Annotated in this window: 20 protein-coding genes; 16 read left to right on the top strand and 4 right to left on the bottom strand. The window is 62.5% G+C overall.

Annotated elements, in window-relative coordinates; all coding sequences use genetic code 11:
- The first annotated feature begins 268 nt into the window (after positions 1 to 268).
- Both ACYVRZ_RS04655 and ACYVRZ_RS04650 read left to right on the top strand, forming a co-directional pair.
- On the top strand, positions 269 to 1,135 hold the full coding sequence (locus ACYVRZ_RS04655; protein WP_461225240.1) for an AAA family ATPase: 867 nt from the start codon (positions 269 to 271) through the stop codon (positions 1,133 to 1,135).
- A 19-nt stretch (positions 1,136 to 1,154) separates the two neighbouring features.
- Positions 1,155 to 1,868 (top strand): class I SAM-dependent methyltransferase, encoded by a 714-nt coding sequence (locus ACYVRZ_RS04650; protein ID WP_461225238.1) that lies wholly within the window; start codon positions 1,155 to 1,157, stop codon positions 1,866 to 1,868.
- A 48-nt stretch (positions 1,869 to 1,916) separates the two neighbouring features.
- Here the strand turns inward: ACYVRZ_RS04650 and ACYVRZ_RS04645 are convergent, their stop codons facing one another.
- Together ACYVRZ_RS04645 and ACYVRZ_RS04640 are read right to left on the bottom strand one after the other, a co-directional pair.
- Positions 1,917 to 2,960 (bottom strand): hypothetical protein, encoded by a 1,044-nt coding sequence (locus ACYVRZ_RS04645; RefSeq protein WP_461225236.1) that lies wholly within the window; start codon positions 2,958 to 2,960, stop codon positions 1,917 to 1,919.
- A gap of 13 nt (positions 2,961 to 2,973) precedes the next feature.
- Positions 2,974 to 4,146 carry a DNA cytosine methyltransferase gene (locus tag ACYVRZ_RS04640; protein WP_461225234.1) on the bottom strand — a complete coding sequence of 391 codons (1,173 nt, stop codon included), beginning with the start codon at positions 4,144 to 4,146 and terminating at the stop codon, positions 2,974 to 2,976.
- A 447-nt stretch (positions 4,147 to 4,593) separates the two neighbouring features.
- Between ACYVRZ_RS04640 and ACYVRZ_RS04635 the strand changes: the two genes are divergently transcribed.
- The 7 genes from ACYVRZ_RS04635 (at position 4,594) to ACYVRZ_RS04605 (ending at position 10,634) form a co-directional block, all read left to right on the top strand.
- The gene (locus ACYVRZ_RS04635; protein ID WP_461225232.1) at positions 4,594 to 4,734 is read left to right on the top strand and encodes a type I toxin-antitoxin system Fst family toxin; all 141 of its coding nucleotides are present in this window, start codon (positions 4,594 to 4,596) and stop codon (positions 4,732 to 4,734) included.
- Between the two features lie 440 nt (positions 4,735 to 5,174).
- The gene (locus ACYVRZ_RS04630; RefSeq protein ID WP_461225230.1) at positions 5,175 to 6,080 is read left to right on the top strand and encodes a proline-specific peptidase family protein; all 906 of its coding nucleotides are present in this window, start codon (positions 5,175 to 5,177) and stop codon (positions 6,078 to 6,080) included.
- Between the two features lie 90 nt (positions 6,081 to 6,170).
- Positions 6,171 to 7,004, top strand: coding sequence for an aminoglycoside 6-adenylyltransferase (locus ACYVRZ_RS04625; protein ID WP_461225229.1), 834 nt, complete (start codon positions 6,171 to 6,173; stop codon positions 7,002 to 7,004).
- 46 nt (positions 7,005 to 7,050) lie between these two features.
- Positions 7,051 to 7,713 carry a histidine phosphatase family protein gene (locus ACYVRZ_RS04620; RefSeq protein ID WP_461225227.1) on the top strand — a complete coding sequence of 221 codons (663 nt, stop codon included), beginning with the start codon at positions 7,051 to 7,053 and terminating at the stop codon, positions 7,711 to 7,713.
- On the top strand, positions 7,713 to 8,270 hold the full coding sequence (locus ACYVRZ_RS04615) for a TetR/AcrR family transcriptional regulator C-terminal domain-containing protein (RefSeq protein ID WP_262316345.1): 558 nt from the start codon (positions 7,713 to 7,715) through the stop codon (positions 8,268 to 8,270). The genes ACYVRZ_RS04620 and ACYVRZ_RS04615 overlap by 1 nt, the downstream gene beginning before the upstream one ends.
- A 152-nt stretch (positions 8,271 to 8,422) precedes the next feature.
- Positions 8,423 to 8,548, top strand: a complete 126-nt coding sequence (locus tag ACYVRZ_RS04610) for a hypothetical protein (protein WP_262316344.1) — start codon at positions 8,423 to 8,425, stop codon at positions 8,546 to 8,548.
- A gap of 376 nt (positions 8,549 to 8,924) precedes the next feature.
- On the top strand, positions 8,925 to 10,634 hold the full coding sequence (locus tag ACYVRZ_RS04605; RefSeq protein WP_461225280.1) for an oleate hydratase: 1,710 nt from the start codon (positions 8,925 to 8,927) through the stop codon (positions 10,632 to 10,634).
- A 325-nt stretch (positions 10,635 to 10,959) separates the two neighbouring features.
- Here the strand turns inward: ACYVRZ_RS04605 and ACYVRZ_RS04600 are convergent, their stop codons facing one another.
- A complete protein-coding gene (locus ACYVRZ_RS04600) occupies positions 10,960 to 11,979 on the bottom strand; it encodes an aldose epimerase family protein (protein WP_461225224.1) in 1,020 nt (339 codons plus the stop codon).
- Between the two features lie 256 nt (positions 11,980 to 12,235).
- Here ACYVRZ_RS04600 and ACYVRZ_RS04595 point away from each other — a divergent pair, with 256 nt between their 5' ends.
- From ACYVRZ_RS04595 to ACYVRZ_RS04565, 7 genes are all read left to right on the top strand, one after another.
- Complete coding sequence (locus tag ACYVRZ_RS04595; RefSeq protein ID WP_461225222.1) at positions 12,236 to 12,577, top strand: nucleotide pyrophosphohydrolase; 342 nt, start codon at positions 12,236 to 12,238, stop codon at positions 12,575 to 12,577.
- A 297-nt stretch (positions 12,578 to 12,874) separates the two neighbouring features.
- Entirely contained in the window at positions 12,875 to 14,284 is a 1,410-nt protein-coding gene (locus ACYVRZ_RS04590; RefSeq protein WP_461225220.1) for a DHA2 family efflux MFS transporter permease subunit, read from the top strand.
- A 120-nt stretch (positions 14,285 to 14,404) separates the two neighbouring features.
- Entirely contained in the window at positions 14,405 to 15,211 is an 807-nt protein-coding gene (locus tag ACYVRZ_RS04585; protein ID WP_461225218.1) for a Cof-type HAD-IIB family hydrolase, read from the top strand.
- A gap of 67 nt (positions 15,212 to 15,278) precedes the next feature.
- A complete protein-coding gene (locus tag ACYVRZ_RS04580) occupies positions 15,279 to 15,866 on the top strand; it encodes a hypothetical protein (RefSeq protein ID WP_461225216.1) in 588 nt (195 codons plus the stop codon).
- Positions 15,867 to 16,606: 740 nt separating this feature from the next.
- Complete coding sequence (locus ACYVRZ_RS04575) at positions 16,607 to 17,737, top strand: hypothetical protein (protein ID WP_461225215.1); 1,131 nt, start codon at positions 16,607 to 16,609, stop codon at positions 17,735 to 17,737.
- Between the two features lie 326 nt (positions 17,738 to 18,063).
- Complete coding sequence (locus ACYVRZ_RS04570; RefSeq protein ID WP_461225213.1) at positions 18,064 to 18,750, top strand: Tim44 domain-containing protein; 687 nt, start codon at positions 18,064 to 18,066, stop codon at positions 18,748 to 18,750.
- Between the two features lie 47 nt (positions 18,751 to 18,797).
- Positions 18,798 to 19,175, top strand: coding sequence for a hypothetical protein (locus tag ACYVRZ_RS04565; RefSeq protein WP_461225211.1), 378 nt, complete (start codon positions 18,798 to 18,800; stop codon positions 19,173 to 19,175).
- Positions 19,176 to 19,275: 100 nt separating this feature from the next.
- On the opposite strand, the gene ACYVRZ_RS04560 is transcribed toward ACYVRZ_RS04565, so the two are convergent.
- A complete protein-coding gene (locus ACYVRZ_RS04560) occupies positions 19,276 to 19,752 on the bottom strand; it encodes an S-ribosylhomocysteine lyase (RefSeq protein WP_262316333.1) in 477 nt (158 codons plus the stop codon).
- Positions 19,753 to 19,863 lie beyond the last annotated feature (111 nt).

The following is a 19,863-nucleotide window of genomic DNA, read 5'->3' as shown; positions in this document are numbered from 1 at the left end:
GCGAGACGGCTAGCCTAGCCGGGACGTTGGGGACTCGCACCTGGTCCCAAGCGTCCTGGCGTCGCTAGCCGCTCTCGCGCTGCTCGGTGCAGCCCGACGATCCAGGGCGAAACCGAGCGAACTTAGCGGGACGGGTAGCCTAGCCGGGACGTTGGGGACTCGCACTTGGTCCCAAGCGTCCTGGCGTAGCTGGCCACTTGCACGTCCGGCCTCGACGCTGGCGGGGAACTTGCGTAGAATGTAAGTAACGTCACGCAAGGAGGTCGCCATGCAGTACCTGGAAAGCTTCACGCTGGCAAGCGAGGATCAGGAATGGGAGTTCTTCGTCAAGGAGGCCAAAAGCCGCGCCTACACGGACTACTACCCGTTCCAACTATTTCCTAATAAAGACGTCCCGACGCTGCGCTTCGCCGACGTCACCATTTTGTACGGCAACAACGGCGCCGGCAAGTCCACCCTGCTCAACGTGATGGCGGAAAAACTCGGGCTGGCTCGCAACGTCCTGTACAACCGCTCGGCCTTTTTCGAGTCGTACCTCGCACGGTGCGACTACCAGCTGGCCAGCCCGATGCCCGAGGGTTCGGCCATCATCTCAAGCGACGAGATCTTCAACTTCATGCTGGACACCCGGGCGCTGAACCAGGGCATCGACGCCAAGCGCGATGAGATGTTCGAGGATTACTTGGATCACAAGTTCGGCACGTTCCAGTACCACGACTTGAGTGATTACGACGAGCTCAAAAAGACGCTGGAGACGCGGCGCAAAACGCAATCGCGCTACGTGCGGGAGCACCTGCACAAGAACGTCACCGAACGCTCCAACGGCGAGTCGGCGCTGGCCTATTTTGACCAGAAGCTCCAAGACAACCATCTCTACTTGTTGGACGAGCCGGAAAACTCGCTGTCGCCGTCCCACCAGCAGGCGCTGGTCGAGACGATCGGCCAAAGCGCTCGGTTCTTTGGCTGCCAGTTCATCATCGCCACCCACTCGCCCTTCGTCCTCGCGCTGCCGGGGGCGAAAGTCTACGACCTCGACCACGCGCCGGTGGTCGTGCGGCCGTGGTCCGAGTTACCGGAGGTGCGTGTGTTCGCCGACTTCTTCAAGGCTCACGCACGGGAATTCAAGGAAGACTAACCACAACACGGAGGTCAAAATGTCCACAATCGAACAGTACCACCAGTACGTGTATGAAACCCCGTGGGGCGCGATGTTTTACCGCCTGCTGTGGGATCAGCTGGACCCCTTGATTGAACCGGGGGTACGGGTGCTGGATTTTGGCAGCGGCTTCGGCCACACCGCCAAGCACCTGGCCGGCAAGGCGCAGGTCACCGCCTACGAGCCCGACGCCCGGTTGCTGGCGCTGGCCGAAACCGGCTTCACCCAAACCACCGGCGACTGGCAAACGGCACTTGGGACCCAGCGCTTCGATTGGATCGTGCTGCACAACGTCTTGGAGTACGTGGCCGACCCGGCCGCCCTGCTTCACCAGCTGGCCGCTCACCTGACCGCCGGTGGCCGCTTCTCGATTGTGCGGCACAACCGGCTGGGCCACGTCTTTGCCGCCGCGGTGCTGCAAGACGACCCGGCCCAGGCGCTGGCCGCCTACGCGCAGGCGCCGCTGGCGTCGCAGTCGTTCGGCGCCATGAACTTGTACGACAACGCGCAGCTGGCCGCCTGGCTGGCGCCAACGCAGCGCATCGCGACGACCTGGGGGCTTCGCACCGTGTTCGGCCTGTCTGCCAACAGCGCCATCAAGGCGACGGCGGCCTGGCAGACCCAGATGTTTGCGCTGGAGCAGCGGTTGGCCGTCGATCCGGTGGCGCGAGAGACCGCCTTTTTCCAGCACGTGGTGACGGCAGCACAATAGCCCACCTAAAAAAGCCGCCTGGGTTTGTCCCGGACGGCTTTTAGCGTCTCACTGCGGCGTTCTGTGAATGGTGTAGCGCCGCCCGGTGTCATCGCTGATCTCGATGGCGCCGCCTTGGTTGCGCAAGGTGATGGCGGTCGGCTGTGGCGTGATGCCGGCCGCGGCCGCCGCAAACACCGGGTGAATGTACGTCTCGATGAACGTGTTCATGCCCGCCTCCGCACTGGCCGCCAGCAGCTGCCAGGCCGCCTCCCCGACCGCGCAGCTGCCGCCGGCGTCCAGATAGGCCTGGCGCAGCTCCGCTAGCCGCGGCGACGGCGTCGGGTCCAACACGACTAACACCGGCGTCAGCCCCGCCGCGGCCGCCTCCTTGGGAAAAGACAGCTCCTCGCTGAAGCGCCCCTGCCCGGAGGCGGCGATGGTCATGCGCATCTTGAGCTCGTAGACGGTCTGGGTGGCCGCGACGTAGCAGTCCACTTGGCGGCCTTCCGGCGTCGGCTCACCTTGCGCGTTCAGCCGGTGAACGACGGAGACCTTGGCCCCCAGGCTGGTGCCGCCGAGGCAGCCGACCAAAAGTGGCTCGAAGCTGTAGCCCGTCTCCTGGGCGCTGCGGTTGTCCAAGTCATAGGCCAGCTTGCGCCAGCTCATCCAGGCGAACAGCAGGTCGGCATCGGCCAGGCCGTACTCCAAAATCGCGCGGGGCGCGATCTGATTGGCGGTGGGAAAAGGCTGCGTCTGAAGGATTCTGGCGTACTTCACGCGCCGGCGGTAGAGCATCGCCAGGGTACTCAAGTAGAGGTACTCCGGTTCGTCGTTGTCGTCAACGGCGGCCAGGTGCAAAATCTCGTAGGCCTGTTCCTCAGACACCGCCGGCAGCGCCGCAAGCTGGGCCGCGTCGACCGCGTACAGGCCGCGTTTGGCCAGGGCGAAGGTGGCGTCGTCCATCCAAGCCTCGCGCCGCCCGTCGTGCAGGTCGAGCCGGGTGATGGTCGCCAGCAACACCACTTCCTTGGGTTCAATCAAAACCAGCGTGTCACCGGCGCCATGCGACGCGAACTGGCGGTAAAATTTGAGCTTTGAGCCTCGAAGCATCTTGTGTCTCCTTTTAGATATCCAGGTTCGGCTGCTGAACCATCAGCGGCTGAAGCAGTGCCAGTGTGCGTTGCAAGGCGGGGCTGAGCCCGGTCGACTTGGTCAGCTGCGCCGCCACCAAGCCCTGGGGAACGACCGCCGCCGCCGTTTGATCCGCCTGCAGAATCGAGTCGGCCAGCTGACGCGCGAACCGCGGCGGCACCGCGTTGCCGATCTGCAGCAGCTTCTCGCTTTTCGTGCCGAAGAACGCGAAGCTGTCGGGGAAGGTCTGGACCCGGGCGCATTCGCGCAGCGTCAGCGTCCGGTCCAAGACCGGATGCACGAACTCGCGGCTGGCCGCACTGGTGATGGTCAAGGCCGGCTCGTCGTACTGCAGGCGCTTGAGGCCGCTCGGGGCACCGCCGCGCCTGGCGCTTGCGGTGCCGTCTTGTACCCGCCGGTGGGCCCGGCGGCTGAAGGAGTCGTGCTGCAACTCGGCGGGCAGATCCTTCATCGACTGGCCCGGCAAAAGCGCCTGAATCCGCGCCGCCTGCAGGCCGCTCGGCGCAACCGGCAGCTGATCGATGGCCTCGTCTTCGACCCCTTCTAAGTCGCCGATGGCGTCGCGCAAGGTGCAAGACCCGTTGCGATAGATGGCACCGGAGGCTTTTTGGATGGGTTGCGGGAACGCGTAACGCTTGCCCTCGCGATTGCCCACCAGAATGACGCGCTTGCGCCGTTGCGGGATGCCGTACTCCTGCATGTACACCTTCTTGAGCGCCACGGCGTAGCCCAGCGCGATCATCGCCTTGAGGGTCTCCTCCAGGTAGCGTCCCTTGGCCGCGGTCAAGAGCCCCTCGACGTTCTCCATCACGAACCACCGGGGATGAAGAATACGCAAGGCCTCGGCGTAATTGCGAATTAGCGCATTGCGCGGATCGGCCCAAAACCGCGCCCCGGCGGAAGTGAACCCCTGACAGGGCGGGCCCCCGATGACGAGGTCGAGGTCCCCACCAAGTGCCAGGTCGTCGCTCATCCGAGCGAAGTCGTAGCTGGCCAAGTCAGCCTGCTGCGCCGGGCCAACATTGCGCCGGTACGTCTGGACCATCGGCGCCATGCTGTCGTACGCCGCTAGAATCTCGACGCCGGCTTGCTGGAAGCCCAGGTCTAGCCCCCCTGCGCCTGAAAAAATGCTCACGGCCTTCATCCGCCACGCTCCCCCTTCTGAACAACGCCCGTTGCCGAGCTGAATACGTCTCATTATACTACACTTACAAAAGGTAACAAATACGAGTCCGAATCAGAACTCATTTTGTCATATGAAGCGCGGTGGCAACTGCCCCGCGACCGCCGTCATTGTGCTAAAAAGAAGGCGCTTGATCTTTGAGATCACACACCGTGACACATCGGCATTTATGAGACGTTTTCAGCGCCCATCGCGCCTTGAATTAGGTCACATCACTCAGATTAGTAGCGTCACCGGCTGGCTGGCGGAGGCGTTCTCGATTATGAGACAAAAAAACCGCACAGCTTGCGGACTGTGCGGAACGGGCTAGTCGCCCCTGTTTGACCTACGACAACTATAGCACGTTGCCCGTTTGGTGGCAATTCGTGTACGACTGTTCAGTCCGGTTTCTATCAGATATAATAAGCAATGCCGCTGCGCCTTGCGAACGCGATACCGCGCCAAAAAGTGGTGGTTAGTTTGTCCCAGTTTGACCAAGCGATTATCGCGCCGCTACTGGTAGGTGTGATTCTGCTCATTATGGATCACTGGCTAGACGGCCGCAAGTAGCTTAACAAGCGGCGGCACCGTCTAGCAGTTTGGTATCAGGGCGTCACCTTCTTGCGGGGGTGGCGTTTTTGTTCTTTCTAATTCGTCCGGGGGATGACTGGCAAGATGGATAGCGCTATCCCAGGATTCGACGTGCGTCCTAATGCCGTCTCTAAGATGGGTGCGCGAAGGCGACAAGTACCCGCAGCGCCGTGCCTACTTTCGGCGCTAGCATGCAGCGGCATCCGGCACGGCGAAGCTGCGCCTTGACCTAGTGACGTTGACTTCGAGCACAGCACAATCGACGTCAACAAGACTCAATAAGAGATTACTTTTTGGGATTACTAGCGGTCGTGTTGATTAGGCATCAAGCATGGCCAAGCCCGTCACAGCAACGATTAAGTGCCATTTCAGAGTTATAGTGCTAAAATGAGGTATCTCTTAGAAAAGCGGTGACTGTAATGAAGCAAGGAACCACCATCTTAACGCTTGATAACGGCTACCACCTGTGGACCAACACGCAAGGGCAAGGCGACATCCACCTGCTTTGCCTGCACGGCGGCCCCGGCGGCAACCATGAGTACTGGGAAAACTTCGGCGAAGAACTCGCCGACCTCGGCGTTCAGGTTCACATGTACGATCAGCTGGGCTCGTTTTACTCCGACCAGCCGGACTACTCGGACCCGGAAATCGCGGCCAAGTACCTGACCACCGACTACTTCCTCGGTGAAGTCGAAGAGGTTCGCCAAAAGCTCGGCCTGGATCACTTCTACCTGATCGGCCAAAGCTGGGGCGGCGCCTTGACGCAGCTTTACGCCTTGAAGTACGGTGAGCACCTCAAGGGCGCAATCATCTCCAGCATGATCGACAACATCGACGAGTACGTGGTCAACATCAACCGCGTTCGCGAGGAGGCCCTGCCGCCATCGGCCGTCAAGTACATGCAAAAAATCGAGGCGGCGGGTAACTGGAAGGACGCACAGTACCAAAAGTACGTCGACATCCTCAACGCCGGCTACGTGGACCGCAAGCAGCCGCCTGCCATCTCTCACCTGATCGACACCACCGGCACCGCCGTCTACAACGCCTTTCAAGGCGACAACGAGTTCGTGGTCACCGGCAAGCTCAAGGACTGGGACATTCGCGACCAGATTCACAACATCACGGTGCCGACGCTTTTGACCTTCGGCGAGCACGAAACCATGCCGGTTCGCTCCGCCCAGCGCATGGCCGAAGACATCCCCCACGCGCGGCTGGTCACCACCCCCAACGGCGGTCACCACCACATGATCGACAACGCCCCGGTGTACTTCAAGCACCTCAAGGACTTCATCTCCGATGTCGAGAACGGCACGTTCAACGACTAACCCGATTGAGACCGGCCGCCGCCGGTCTTTTTTCGTGCGGTCAAAACGGTATAATAAAAACGATTGCATCATCACCCACAGGAGGCCAACATGACAGACTTAGACCGCTTCATCACCCTCGCCGAGGCCGACGCCAACGTCTTGGCGATCGGCACGGAAGGCTCAAGCAACAACCCTGCGACCCATCCGGACGCCTGGGTCGACTTAGACGTCACGCTTTTTGTCGCCGATCCCGCGGTGACCGACGGCAACTGGTGGATTCACCAGGTCGGTGAGCCGACCTTGGTGCAGCACCTCGCCAATGAGGCGCTGTTCGGGGCGTCCAGCAGCATCTGGGACACCTACCTGACCCGCTACCCCGGCTCGCGCCGCATCGACCTCAAAGTCGCCCCGGCCGCCGATATCGAAGGCTACCTGGCGTCAGATTCGCTCAACGGCATCGTCTGGCGCCAAGGCTGCGGCCGCCTGGCGCCGACCACGAACGCGTCGAGCCACTGGGTCGCCGTACCCGACCAGACGGCGCTTGACGCCTGTGCCAACGAGTTTTACTGGTGCCTGGGCAACGCGGTCAAGGGCGTGGCTCGGCGCAACCTGGTTTACGCCAACGAGATGCTGAACCGCTACACCCGCCCGATGCTGATCGACATGCTGGGCTTTCGGGCCACCGCGCAGCGCCACGGCCAGTTCGACGCCGGCGTCTGCGGCAAGTACACCTGGGAGACGCTCTCCACCGCCGAGCAGCAGGCGCTGGCCGCCACTTACAACCAGGCCGACCTAACCGGTGTCACCGCCAGCATACGGGCAAGCCTTGACCTGTTCGCCCCGGTTTATGAAGACGTGATGGCGCTGACGGGGCTCGCCTCGATGCCATACCTTGAGACGGCCCAGGCGCAGTTTCGCGACTGGCTGGCCGAGCTGGCCTAGCCTGCCTGTGGTAAAATAGTCCCAAGCAAACACATTGGAGGTCGTCATGAAAACAGTCACCGTCTACCTGGTCCGTCACGGTCAAACCTGGTTCAACAAGTTCAACAAGATGCAAGGCTGGTCCGACTCCCCGCTGACCGAGTCCGGCCTGGCCGATGGCCGCCGGGCCGGTGAGGCGCTGAAGCACATCACCTTCACCCACGCCTACTCCAGCGACACCATGCGGGCCAGCAACACCGCCAAGCTGGTTTTGGCCAACAACTTCAACACGCACGTCACCCTGACCACCACGCCGCTGTTTCGCGAGCAGTTCTACGGCTACTACGAAGGCGAAGACTCCGCCAAGGCCTGGTACGCCGTCGGGGCGCCGCACGGGGCTCGCACCTTCAAAGACCTGATCGCGCAGTTCGGCGTCGACGCGACCAAGGACTTCATGCATGAGGCCGACCCCTTCCACGACGCCGAGGACGCCTTGACCTACTGGACCCGCCTGCAAAAAGGCTTCAAGATGCTGCGCGACGAGAACCAAAACGGCGACAACGTGCTCTTGGTCACCCACGGTACCACGATTCGCAGCATCATCGACAAGTTCGGCAAGGATGACGGCTTCGTGGTCACCGACAGCCCCCGCAACGGCTCGATTTCCAAAATCGCCTTGACCGACGAAGGCGTCAAGGTGCTGAGCTACAACCAGCTGGCGGTGATGTGATGAGCCGGCCGGACACCAAGCAGCTCCTGGCTGCCACGCTGCGCGACATGATGGCCACCACGGCGCTGGATCACATCACGATCAACGCCCTGACCGCCAAGGCCGGCGTCACCCGCAACACGTTTTACTACCACTTCGAGGACATCTACTCGCTGCTTGCGTGGGTCTACCAGCAGGAAATTATCACGCAGATGGAAAAATACGCGCAGATCACCGAGTGGACCACCGCCTACCGCATGCTGTTGACCTACATCGAGGACAACCGCGCCTTTTGCCTCGCGAGCTTCAACTCCGTCGGCCGCGACCTCTTGGAGCAACTTCTGGCGACCGTCGCCGAGCAGTTCGTTCGCGGCGTGGTGGAAGGCACCGACGCCAAGCTGCCGCGACACCTCCAAGACGACATCTGCAACTTCTACGGCCTGGCCCTGGTCGCCCAGGTCATCCAGTGGCTGATGCGCGGCCTGATCGAGGACAAGGACGCGATGGTCAAACGCGCCGAGGTCATGATGACCGGCGCCTTGGCACTGGCGGTTCGCAACTCCCGGACCATGTATTAACATAATGATTTAATCGCCGAGTGGGGCTGACCCGCTCGGCTTTTTGATTATCCGGCCCAATGCGATTGGACAAACCCCAGTGCTTGTCCATTGAACGGCCTTGTTTCACCGGCCTATACTGAAAGCGTAATCAAAAAGTGAGGTGAAAGGTTATGAAGAAAGCGTTATTACTGACCGCAGTCGGCCTCGCTGCCGCCACGGCCTACACCCTGTACAAGTTGGACTGGTTCCACGACGATGCCAAGGACTACGCGAAGTACGAATCGAACAGAGCGTGAGCCCGAGCGTTTTAGCGGGACGGCTAGCCTAGCCGTGCGATTGGGGCGGGTTTCGCCCCAATTGTGCGGCGTAGCTAGACGCTCCCGCGTTGCGCGGAGGAACGCGTTTAGAGCGTGAGCCGCCGCGCATTTAGCCAACTGATTAGCCTAGCCGTGGCGATTGGGCCCGCCCTTGGCCCAGACGACGCGGCGTAGCTAATCACGTTCGCGTTGCGGCGGGGAACGCGTTGCTCGGAGGAACGCGTTGCTCGGAGGAACGCGTTGCTCGGGATCATGCGTTTAACGTGTGATCTCGCCCATAGCGGGGTCGCATGCGCATCTGACACCCGCTTCCAAACGCGCCTGCAACGCCACGCGGCTTCATCAGCACAGACAGATTAGGAGGAATAGTATGATCAAACACAAAGCGATCATGATCGGGGCCGGGCTGGCCAACATGGCCAGCGCCGTCTACCTGATCCAAGAAGGCCACTGGAACGGCGACGCCATCACCCTGTACGGCATCGACGACCACGGCTCCAACGACGGCAGCGCCGCCTCCGAGCAGGCGGCCGACTACTGGAACGCCGAACACCCGCTGGACAACAGCACGGGCTACATCGCCCGGGGCGGCCGGATGCTGAACTACCGCACCTACGTCGACCTGATGGACCTGCTGTCGCGCGTCGACTCCGCCACGGAGCCGGGGATGACGGCGGCCGAGGACACCCGCGACTTCGACGCCAAGCACCGCACCTTCGACAAGGCCCGGCTGATGCGCCGCGGCGACGGCATTTTGCAGGCCGGCAAGCTCGGGCTGAACAACCTGGACCGCGCCCTTTTGACGAAGCTGGTGATGATGCCCGACAAGGACGAGACGCTGCTGGACAACGTCTCGATCGCCGAGTACTTCAAGGACGACCCGCACATGTTCACCACCAACTTCTGGTACATGTGGGAGACCACGTTCGCCTTCCGCACCCAAAGCTCGGCCCAGGAGCTGCGCCGCTACATGCACATGATGCTTTACGAGTTCACGCAGATCGAGCACCTGGTCGGCGTCAACCGCACCCGCTACAACCAGTTCGAATCTATCATGCTGCCTTTGATCAATTACCTGAAGGCGCAAGGCGTGACCTTTGCGCTGGGCAAAATCGTCACGGACTGGACCTTCGCCGACAGCCCGATGCAAGACGAGATCACCGTCACCGGCCTGACGATTCAAGACGCCCACACCGGTGACGTCGAGCAGGTCGCAGTCGACGACGACACCGCCGTGATTTTCACCAACGGCAGCATCACCGACTCCGCGACGCTTGGCGACTACGACACCCCGGCGCCGGAGAACATGGACTACGGCTTGTCGGCCGCACTGTGGAAAAAGGCCGCGGCCCGGTTCTACAACCTGGGCAACCCGGACAAGTTCTTCGCCGACCGCGCCGCCTCCGAGTGGGTCAGCTTCACGCTGACCACCAAGGACCACGTGCTGCTCAACGAGATCACGCGCATCACCACCCAGGTGCCGGGCAACGCGCTGAACAGTTTTCTCTCGACGGCGCCGATCACCGACCTCGGCAAGCCCGACGTCAACATGTCCATCGTCGTGCATCACCAGCCGCACTTCACGACCCAAAAGCCCAACGAGGCGGTCATCTGGGGTTACTTCCTGTACCCACGCCGCACCGGTGAGTTCGTCAACAAGCCTTACATCGAAATGACCGGTAAGGAAATGCTGCAAGAGCTGATCGGCCAGCTCAGCATGGTCGACCCGGGTCCGATCAACATCCGCGAGCACACCGCGGCGATCATGGACTCGGTTATCAACTGCATCCCGTGCTACATGCCATACGCCTCGGCGCTGTTCAACAACCGCGCCAAGACGGACCGGCCGGAAGTCATCCCCGCTCACTCGACCAACCTGGCCTTCACCGGCGAGTTCGTCGAGCAGCCTTACCAGATGATTTTCACCGAGCAAAGCGCCGTGCGGTCAGGGGAAATCGCCGCCTACCACTTCGCCGGCATTCCGATGAGCCACTTGGTCAAGACGCCGCGCTACGACAAGGACCTGCCGACGCTGCTTCGCGCGACCAAGAAGATGTTCGAATAAAGGTTCCACACGCAAATAGCCTTCCCGACGGACGCCGGGAAGGCTATTTTTGATTACAAAAGATAACGATACTATCTTTTCAGCGTGTCGTGATGCGTTCCGGTCGCCAGTAGCAGTAACAGTGTGTCCTGATCAATAATCCGATATCGCAGAACCCAGTCACTCGATTTCTGACCGACGTGACTATCCCAGTCCCAGGCAAAGTTTTCCTTTAACACGTGATTACCCAGACGCGCCATCTCGGCCGCGTCCTGGGTCAACAAAACCTCAACTGCGTGATTCTACAAAGTCGTTGGGGCCCCACACCGTTCGCGCCAACTGGTCATCAGTAGCCGAAGGTCCAGCTGGTCGTCGCGTCAAAGGCCGCCCCCGGCACCAGCACGATGGCGTTGAGCGTTGGGTCGGCGGTCGGTGGGAACTGCGCCTCAAGCGCCACGCCCGAGTAGCGGCCGAGGTTAGCGGCCACGCCGGTGTGATCGAAGTGATTGGCCGTGTAGACGACAATCGCCGGCTGCGTCGTGGCCATCGTCACGCTGCGGCCGCTGCCTGGCAGCGTCAGCTCGGCGGCTGGAACTTGGCCGGTCAGCAAAAACGGGTGGTTGAGCCCATTTTGCGCCACAATCTGGGGGTCGGCACTGTTCAGCGCCGTTGCCAGCGGCTGGCCCTCGCGAAAGTCAAAGACCGAGCCGGCCACGCTGCGCTGACCCATGGTCGGGATGCTTTCGGCGTCCAGCGGCAGGTAGCGGTCGGCGGCCAGCCGCAGCACGTGGTTTTCCACCGTACCGTCACCCAGGTTGAAGTACACGTGGTTGGCCGGGTTGAACGGCGTCGGCGCGTCGCTCACCGCGTGAAGGCGGTAGGTCAAGCAGTCGGCGTCGTCCAGCGTATAAGCCGCCTCGAGCCGCACGTTGCCGGGGTAGCCGGCGGTGTTGGCCGCGTCGAACAGGCTGAAGGTGACGGTCGCGGCGTGGTCGCCTTGTTGCAGCCGAAAATCAAAGACCCGAGTATCGTAGCCGTGCGGTCCCCCATGGGCGTGGTTGGGCCCGTCGTTCAGTTCAAAGCGGTGCAGCGTGTCGCCTTCCTGCCACTCGCCGTGTCGCATGCGGCCGATGACGCGCCCGACCGTGCCGCCCAAGAAATTGCGGTCCTTGGCGTAATCTTCACGGGTGTTAAGGTGCATGATGGCGTCGTGCAGGCCCCCTTCCGGCGTTGGCAAAAGCACCCGCTTAAGCGTCGCCCCGTGGCTCAGCAGCTTCACCACCACCCCGTTGCGGTTGATGAGCGTGAGCTCGCACAGGTCCCGGCCGGCGCGACGATCGTAGGCTTCGACGGTGATTCGATTCATTGTCAGTCCTCCTCAGTAAGCGTTGTCACCTTCAGCATACCGCCGCCTCGCGCCAAGTCAATGGGCAAAACGCGGCCGCCAATTTCCCAGGTTGGCGTCGTCAATTGGACCTCGACTTGACCCGTCGCTGCCGGGACGCGCCGGCACCGCAGTGCGGCCGCTTGCCGGCGCCGGGCGGCAAATCGCCCTTCTCCTGGCCGATTCGCAGTGCTACCATAGGACCAGTCCCCATTATTCAATCAAAGAAGGTAACGTTATGACCGTTCATCCCATCGCCCCAGCCAAGGTCGCCGTCGACCAAGACAGCGCCGCCGCTTACCGCACCCTGATCCAACAGATTGTCGCCTTTCGCAACGCCCGGGGCTGGGACGACGCCCAGTCGCCGGTCAACCTGGCCAAGTCCTTGAGCATCGAGGCCAGCGAGGTCCTGCAGTGCTTCCAATGGGCCGAAACCCTACCGGAAGAAGACGTTCCGCACCTGGCCGAGGAGCTGGCGGATGTGCTGACCTACAGCTTTTATCTTTGCGACCGCTACAAGCTCGACCCGCTGAAGCTGGTCGCCGCCAAAAACGCCATCAACGACCACCGCGAGTGGTGAGCCGCGGGGCCGCGGTTCGGCCCGGCGAAGCCGCTCGTGCCGCACGTGGTCGCCAGTGGGTCCCGGCCGCGTCGCCGCCGCATGTGCCGGCCGGCCGCACGGTCGCCGCGAGTTGGCGGTTGACTTTTGGCGGCGCGGTCATTAAGATAATGACCGTTGCTTTTCATTCGGCGAAATGCCCACACAGCCCAGCGCTATGCCTATGCGTTGCGACAACACCCTTCCGGCCCAGACCGGAGGGGTGTTTTTGCGTTCCAGGTGCGGCTCGCCACTTTACAGTAAGGATGGTCTAATCTTATGCAAAATGATTCAACACTGCCCAAGGCTCGCGTCCAGCTCGCCCATCCGGCGCTGGCAATTCTCGGCCTGATGATCGGGGCCTTCGTCGGCATGTTCTCCGAAACGGCGCTGAACATCGCGCTGCCGTCGATGATGGCCGCGCTTCACGTCACGCAAGGCACCATTCAGTGGCTGGTCACCGGCTACATGCTGGTGATCGGCATCTGCATGCCGCTGTCGAGCCTGCTGTCGCGGCGCTTTGCCACCAAGGCCGTCGTGTTGACCGCGCTTGGCGCCTTCATGCTCGGCGCCGTGATCGCCGCGGTCGCCAGCACCTTCCCGGTGGTCCTCATCGGCCGCATGATTCAAGGCATCGGCACCGGGCTGGTGCTACCCTTGATGTTCAGCATCGCCTTGCAGATTTTCCCGCCGTACAAGCTCGGCGCGGTGATGGGCATGGCGGCCTTGGTCATCATGTTCGCCCCGGCGATCGGCCCGACCTTGGCCGGGCTACTGCTCGCCAAGTTCTCCTGGCACGCGATTTTCTGGGTGCTGGTGCCGGTTTTGGCCATCGCCTTCGTGCTGGTCGCCGCCACGCTGGGCGACGCCTTTGAGCGCCAAGCCGTCGCCTTCGACTGGCTAGCCATCGTGTTGTCCACCGTCGGCTTCGGTGGCATCGTGATCGGCGTCTCCAGCGCCTCGGACCACGGCTGGCTGGCCGCCCCGGTGCTGATTGCCCTGGTCATCGGGATTGTGGCCCTAGTGATTTTTGCTCGGCGCGAGCTGCACCAAGACGCGCCGATGCTGAACCTGCGCGTGTTTGACAGCCGCGCCTTCACCTTCGGCACCCTGCTGGTGATGCTCGACTTCGGCGTCATCTTGGCGGCGATGTACCTGCTGCCGACCTACCTGCAAAAAACGATGGGCCTGCCGGTCGCGATGACCGGTCTGGTCATGCTGCCGGGCGGCGTGGTCAACGCGCTGGTGTCGGCCTTGGCCGGGCGGCTCTTTGACCGCTACGGCGCCAAGTGGCTGACCAAGCTCGGCTTTGCAATCGCGGCAATCGGGGTGATCATCTTGATGACCACCAACGCCCACAGCAGCCTGGCCCAGGTGATCGCCGGCCACATCGTGCTGATGATCGGGGCCCCGCTTGCGATGTCACCGGCGCAGACATACGGACTGAACAGCCTGGACGGCGCGACCTCGGCGGATGGCAGCGCGATTTTGAACACGCTGCAGCAGATTGTCGGCGCCGTCGCCACCGCGATTGCCACCAGCGCCTTGGCCGCGGGCATGCGCAGCCAGCCAGGCGTGGCCGGCCAAACCGCCGGGGCCCATGCCGGATTCGCCTTCGTGCTGGCACTGGCGGTGGTCGCCTTCGCCGTGTCTCTCGGCATCCGGGGCAAGGACCAGGCCACCAAGTAACGCGTTGGACAGGGACCGCCACGGCGGTCCCTTTTTGTTGCCCAACGGGAAAGACTTGCCGCCTCAGCTGAAAACGCTTAGACTGGCCAGTGAAGCAAACTAACTGCAAAGGACGTCATTATGTCACCATACGCAATTTTCATGGATATCGACGGCACCCTGGTCGGCCGCAGCCAGGTGCCAAGCCCCGCCACCAAGGCCGCCATCGCCAAGTACCGAGCAGCCGGCCACCAGTTCTTCATCGCCACCGGCCGCGCGTTGTTTTCGGCCCGGGCGATGGCCGACCGCATCGGGCCCGGCCTGAACGTCATCTGCGCCAACGGCTCGGTCACCCAGGTCGCAGGCGAGACCAGCGGCATTCACCTCGGGGCGCCGGAGCTCGCCGGCATCTACCAGGTCGCCAAGCGCTTCGGGGCCCGGGCGACCTTGTTCACCGAAACCGGCGTGGTGTCGCTTGAGGATACGCCGATCGCCGTCAGCCGCGACGCCGCCCACCGCATGGCCGGCGAGGACCCGCGGCGCAACCGCACCGTGCATTCGATCCAAGAACTTTGCGCCTTGGCGCCGGACATCACCAACGGCATCATTTTTCACCCGGATCCAAGCACCCTAGCCCAGGCCAAGCAGGCGCTTGGCGCCTACCCCGGCCTCGACCTCAGCTCGTCGAACTTCGACAACATCGAGATCACCAAGCACGGCATCAACAAGGCCAGCGCGATTCGTCAGGTCTGCGCCCAGCTCGACATCCCGTTGCGCCGCACGATGGCCTTCGGCGACGGCAGCAACGACCTGCAGATGTTGACCACGGTCCAGTACGGCGTGGCGATGGGCAACGCCAACGCCGAGGTGCTGGCAGCCACCCACTACAAGACGCTCGACATCAACCACGACGGCGTCGCGCATTACCTGAACGCCTTCTTCAAGTAGCGGCACTTTTGCGTTTCGCCCAAGGAATTGGTACACTGAAACCAAATCCTGACTAAGGAGCCAACCCATGAAACTCACCAAAAAACTGATCGCCGTCGCCGCCTTCGTCGTCCTGCTGGGCGCCGCCGCGGTGCAAACCACCACCGCCGCCGACTCAAGCGACGCGGCCAAAACCAGCAGCAGCCAAAAGGCCAGCAGCGAGGCCGACTCAGGCAGTGACGCCAAGGCGAGCAGCCAAGGCGCCGCAGCCACCAGCACCAGCGGCACCAAGGACGCCGACAGCACCAAGGACGCAAGCGCCGACGCCGCGAGCCTGGCCCCGGGTGAAAAGCCCGAGCCCAAGGTGACCGAAAGCAAGGCCAGCAAGGGTGAAAAAAAGCGGCTGGTCGCCTACCTGGAGATCACCAACGACCAAACCGGCAAGGCGGTTCGCTACGGCCAGGTCTACGACACCAGAGACAGCAGCGGCATCAAGCGCGACCACGAGCAGTCCGGCTGGACGGGCATGACCTACAACGATATCCCGAGCTTCCCGCGCTTCAACCTGACGCCGGCCGAGATCAAGGCCGACGTCGCGGCCGTCGGCGTGACCGCGACCAACAAGCAGACCTGGAGCATCACCCAGCACAAGGTGACCTTCCCGGAGGCCGAGTGAGCACCACCGAACCAAACTAGGGCCCAGCCAACGCGAGACGCCGGCTGGGCCTTTTGCGTGTTGCCGCGCGACGCCACGTTTGTTCAACCGCCACGCGAGCTTAAAAATTGACGGCCAAAATAGTAGGGCTTACACTGGCTTTGGATGATTATTCTAGGACAGGGCGGCGGCTAAAGGCCTTAGCCGTTGCAATGCCACTGCCCCAGGGGGAATGGCCGGGAGATAAGCATTCCCAGTACCCCCGCCCATACCAAGCCGATTCTGGCTTTCAACACACGTGTTTTCGCGTTACGGCTCCCCTCGATGGGACCGAATACCAGGGTGTACGCCACCACCCACGCGCAGTCTCACTGTCTCTCCTACTCGCTTGCGAGGTAGCTGCGGAGGGGCTCGGCGCGTGGCTTGTTCCAAGCGGCCGCGATTCGGCCTCGTGTCGACTCGCGACCACCGAAGAATTGCAACCAGCAAGCATCAGGCCAAGGCCACCGAGCGTTACGCCGCCCGGTGGCTTCGGCGCGGGCAACACCGCAAGACCCCCGGTCGAAGCACTGCGACCGGGGGTCTTTTCGCAAACTGGCCCGGCCGCAGACAACACCGGCGCATCTGCCGGACGCCGGCCTCTGGCAGTGCCGCGCCGAGGGCGTATCACGAACGCTGCACCGTTTTTGCTTAAGCTTTGGTCAAGGCCGCCCCTGGCGCCGACCATTGTGCGACAATGGAGAAAACTTGGGGGGCAAACTATGATAAAATGGCTTCGCATCACCGGCCTCACCGTGCTCGTCCTCGCGCTTGCCGGCTGCCAACGCGGCCAAGACGCCCAGACCGTGCGACGCAACTCGGCCAAGATTTTGAACCGCGCCGAAACGCTGTGGGTCGAAGACGCCACGGTGACCGCCGCACTCAAGGGCGACCAGCTGACGCAGGTTCGCGTCACGCAGACGACGGCCAGTCCCAACGTCGTCACCACCCGCCGCGGCCTGCTCGGTGCCGGCACCACCAAGATCAGCTACGCCACGGCCAAGCGTCTGATGACCGCAACGGCCAAGCAGCAGCACCAGACCATGCGCCTGGCCAGCTTGGCCGCCTTGAACCGGGCGCTGACCGAAGCCAAGGCCAAGTTCAAGCTGACCGGCTACAACCAGCTGACCACCTACAAAACCACCGGCACCCAAACCGCGTTGGGAATCGGCTACGTCGCGGCCGGCGACACCTTGTATGCGCTGAGCCTGGGCTACGACCCGGCGATTACGGACCTGCCAGTTGCCACTGTCTACGTCAGCGGCCAGCTGAAGGTGCCAAAGACGCACCTAAGCAACCGCCAGCTGGCCGGCCGCTGGGTCTCAGAAGACAAAACCCAGCAGTTGCGCGTGACCGGTGACCAACTCTACCACGTTCAGGTCACCGGCACCTACACCAGCGTCGAACGCTTCACCATCCAGGACCTGAGGCGCCAAGGCGTCAACACCACTTACACCGGTACGTTCCAGGCCGCACAGCTGGCCGCTGCGGTGTTGCACTACGGAATGCCCAAGACGACCACCCGCGCCGCCAGCGACGGGCAGGCCACCTACCTGTTTTTGACCGAGAACACGATGGTCAAGCTCAGCCAGGGCCAGGTGACACCCTTCACCAAAACCGCCAAGGGCCACGATACCAGCCGCGTCCCGGCGGAATTCGCCGCGGTGTTTGCCGCCTGCGACCGTCAAGAAGGCGTGAATCGGGCCCTGGCGGTGTCGCCGATCGCCGCCCATCAGTACGAAATCACCTACAACGACCCCAACCGGCTGACCAACGTCTACAACCGCTCGCTGAACCGCTACCGCTTCGCGACGGTCGAAGGCGGCCGCGCCACCCTGCGCGACCGGCAGTGAGCTCGCCGCCCTGGCGCAACCACAATCGCCGATGCGCAACGGGACCCGGCCGGCAGGCGCATTGAATCTAGCGCCAGCGTCTCACCTTGCTCAGGTCATCGACATAGGTGCGGACCACGGTGCCGCAATCGCGACACACCGTGTAGCACAGGTTGGCCCGGCCGGTAATGCCGACCACCGCGCTTTTAGCGGCCACGTTTTGTAAGGCATGTGCTTGGCCTCGACGAAATCCCGGCCGCCGCACCACGGGCATTGTTGTTCTGTCATCTTATCCCCTCCAATTAACACGCTCAGTGTATCACAGGTCCGAGACGAAAGGTTTTGTCATGAAAAAAATCTACATTCTTCTGATCGTGCTGCTCGCGCTTGCGGCGCTGCCGCTGACGCCGACGCTGGCCCGGGCCGGCGGGGCCACCGGCGGCACGACTGGTGGCGGGACCACTGGTGGCGGCACCACAACCGGTGGCACGACCACCGATCGCACCAACACCCGCGGTTACAACAACGCGAACACCAGCCCCATCACGGTGTTCGCCTCCTTCATCGTCTTGACCGGCGGCCTGGGCGTCATCACCTACAAGCGCAACCACCCAAGCACCGGCACCGCTCGCGTCCGGGCCACCACCGCGCTTGATCCTGAGGTTGAGGCGACCTTCCCGGCCCTGTTTGACGCCATGGAGGCTGCCTGGAGTGCCAACGACCAGGCGACGCTTGCGACCTTGATGACACCGCGCTACTTCCGCAGCCAAAAGCGTCTGCTGGACCGCTGGGCCAAGGCTGGCAAGTGCAACCGCCTGGAAGGCATGACCATCATCGCGCTGGCCCAGGAGCCGAGCCGCTCCGGCCTGCACGTGGTGGTCACCGCCCAGGGCCGCGATTGGTTCGAGTACCCGGCCGAAAGTCCAGCGTTCAACCAGCAGCAACACGATGATGCGATGATCAGCCGCTTCACCGAGGTCTGGGAGCTGGTCGCAATCGATCAGGTCTGGCGCGTCAAGCGCATCCGCCAGTAGTGGCGATTTGCGCTTGAAACAGGTAGACTAAGCCTGAGGTGTGTGTGATGAAAATCAGTTCCCTGAATTCCATTTTGCTGGCCATTGAGGCGATCGGCGTGTTGCTGGGTTACCTGGTGCTATTCGCCCCAGGTTACCACGTCGCGGCCTGGATTGCCTTGGTGGTGTGGCTTTTGGGCTGCCAGCAGGCGTTCAACTGGTACCTGCGCCGGCGCAAGCGCGACCTGCGGCTCATGTGGCAAAAGGCGGCTGAGCTAGGCTTTTCCGCCGACGCCTTGACCGGTCTTGCCCCGCAGTACGACGCGACCCAGTGGGCGATGTCCGCGCCGGACTACCTGCAGTTTCTACCGGCCCCCAAGGTGGTCGCCGCCATGACGCGCCGGCTTGAGGCCCAGCTGGCCAAGCGCGAGCAGAATCGCTGGTAACAAAAGCACCGCCCCTGCCTCCGGAATCCGCGTGTCGGCCATCACGGCTAACAGGCGCCATCCCGAAGTGCGGGTGCGGTGCTTTTTTGGTGCAATCAGCTTACGCGAGGACGCTGCGGTCAAACGGGTCAACCGAGATGCCTTGACTCAAGATCAGCTTGCTCCACTCCTTGGCGGAAAACAGGCTGTGGTCCTTGTAGTTCCCGCAGGACTCGATGGTCGTGCCCGGTACATCGGCCCAGGTGATGTCGTTGGCGATCGCCTCGAGGCTGCCCTTCAAGGCCTTGGCGACCTCGGTGGTGCTGTGCTCGCCCCAGGTGATCAGGTGAAAACCGGTGCGGCAGCCGAACGGCGAGCAGTCGATCACGCCGTCCATGCGGTCGCGCAGCAAGCTGGCCAGCAGGTGTTCAATCGTGTGCAGGCCGCCGGTTGGAATCGCGTCTTGGTTGGGCTGCACCAGCCGCAGGTCGAAGTTCGAGATCTTGTCGCCCTTGGGCCCTTCCTCCACCGTGATCAGCCGAACGTAAGGTGCCAGCACCTTGGTGTGATCGAGTTCAAAACTTTCTACTTTAGCCATGCTGAATTCCTCCTATTAAATGCCTTGTAACCTGAATCAAAAACTGCCGTCGCCTTCATGCTACCGCGTCGCCGGGCCACCTGGCAAGGCCGCGGCCGCAATCGGCCGCCG

The sequence above is a fragment of the Lacticaseibacillus suihuaensis genome, from assembly GCF_054785075.1.
Note: the sequence above shows the minus strand (reverse complement) of the source record. Positions and strands in the feature narration are given on the sequence as shown.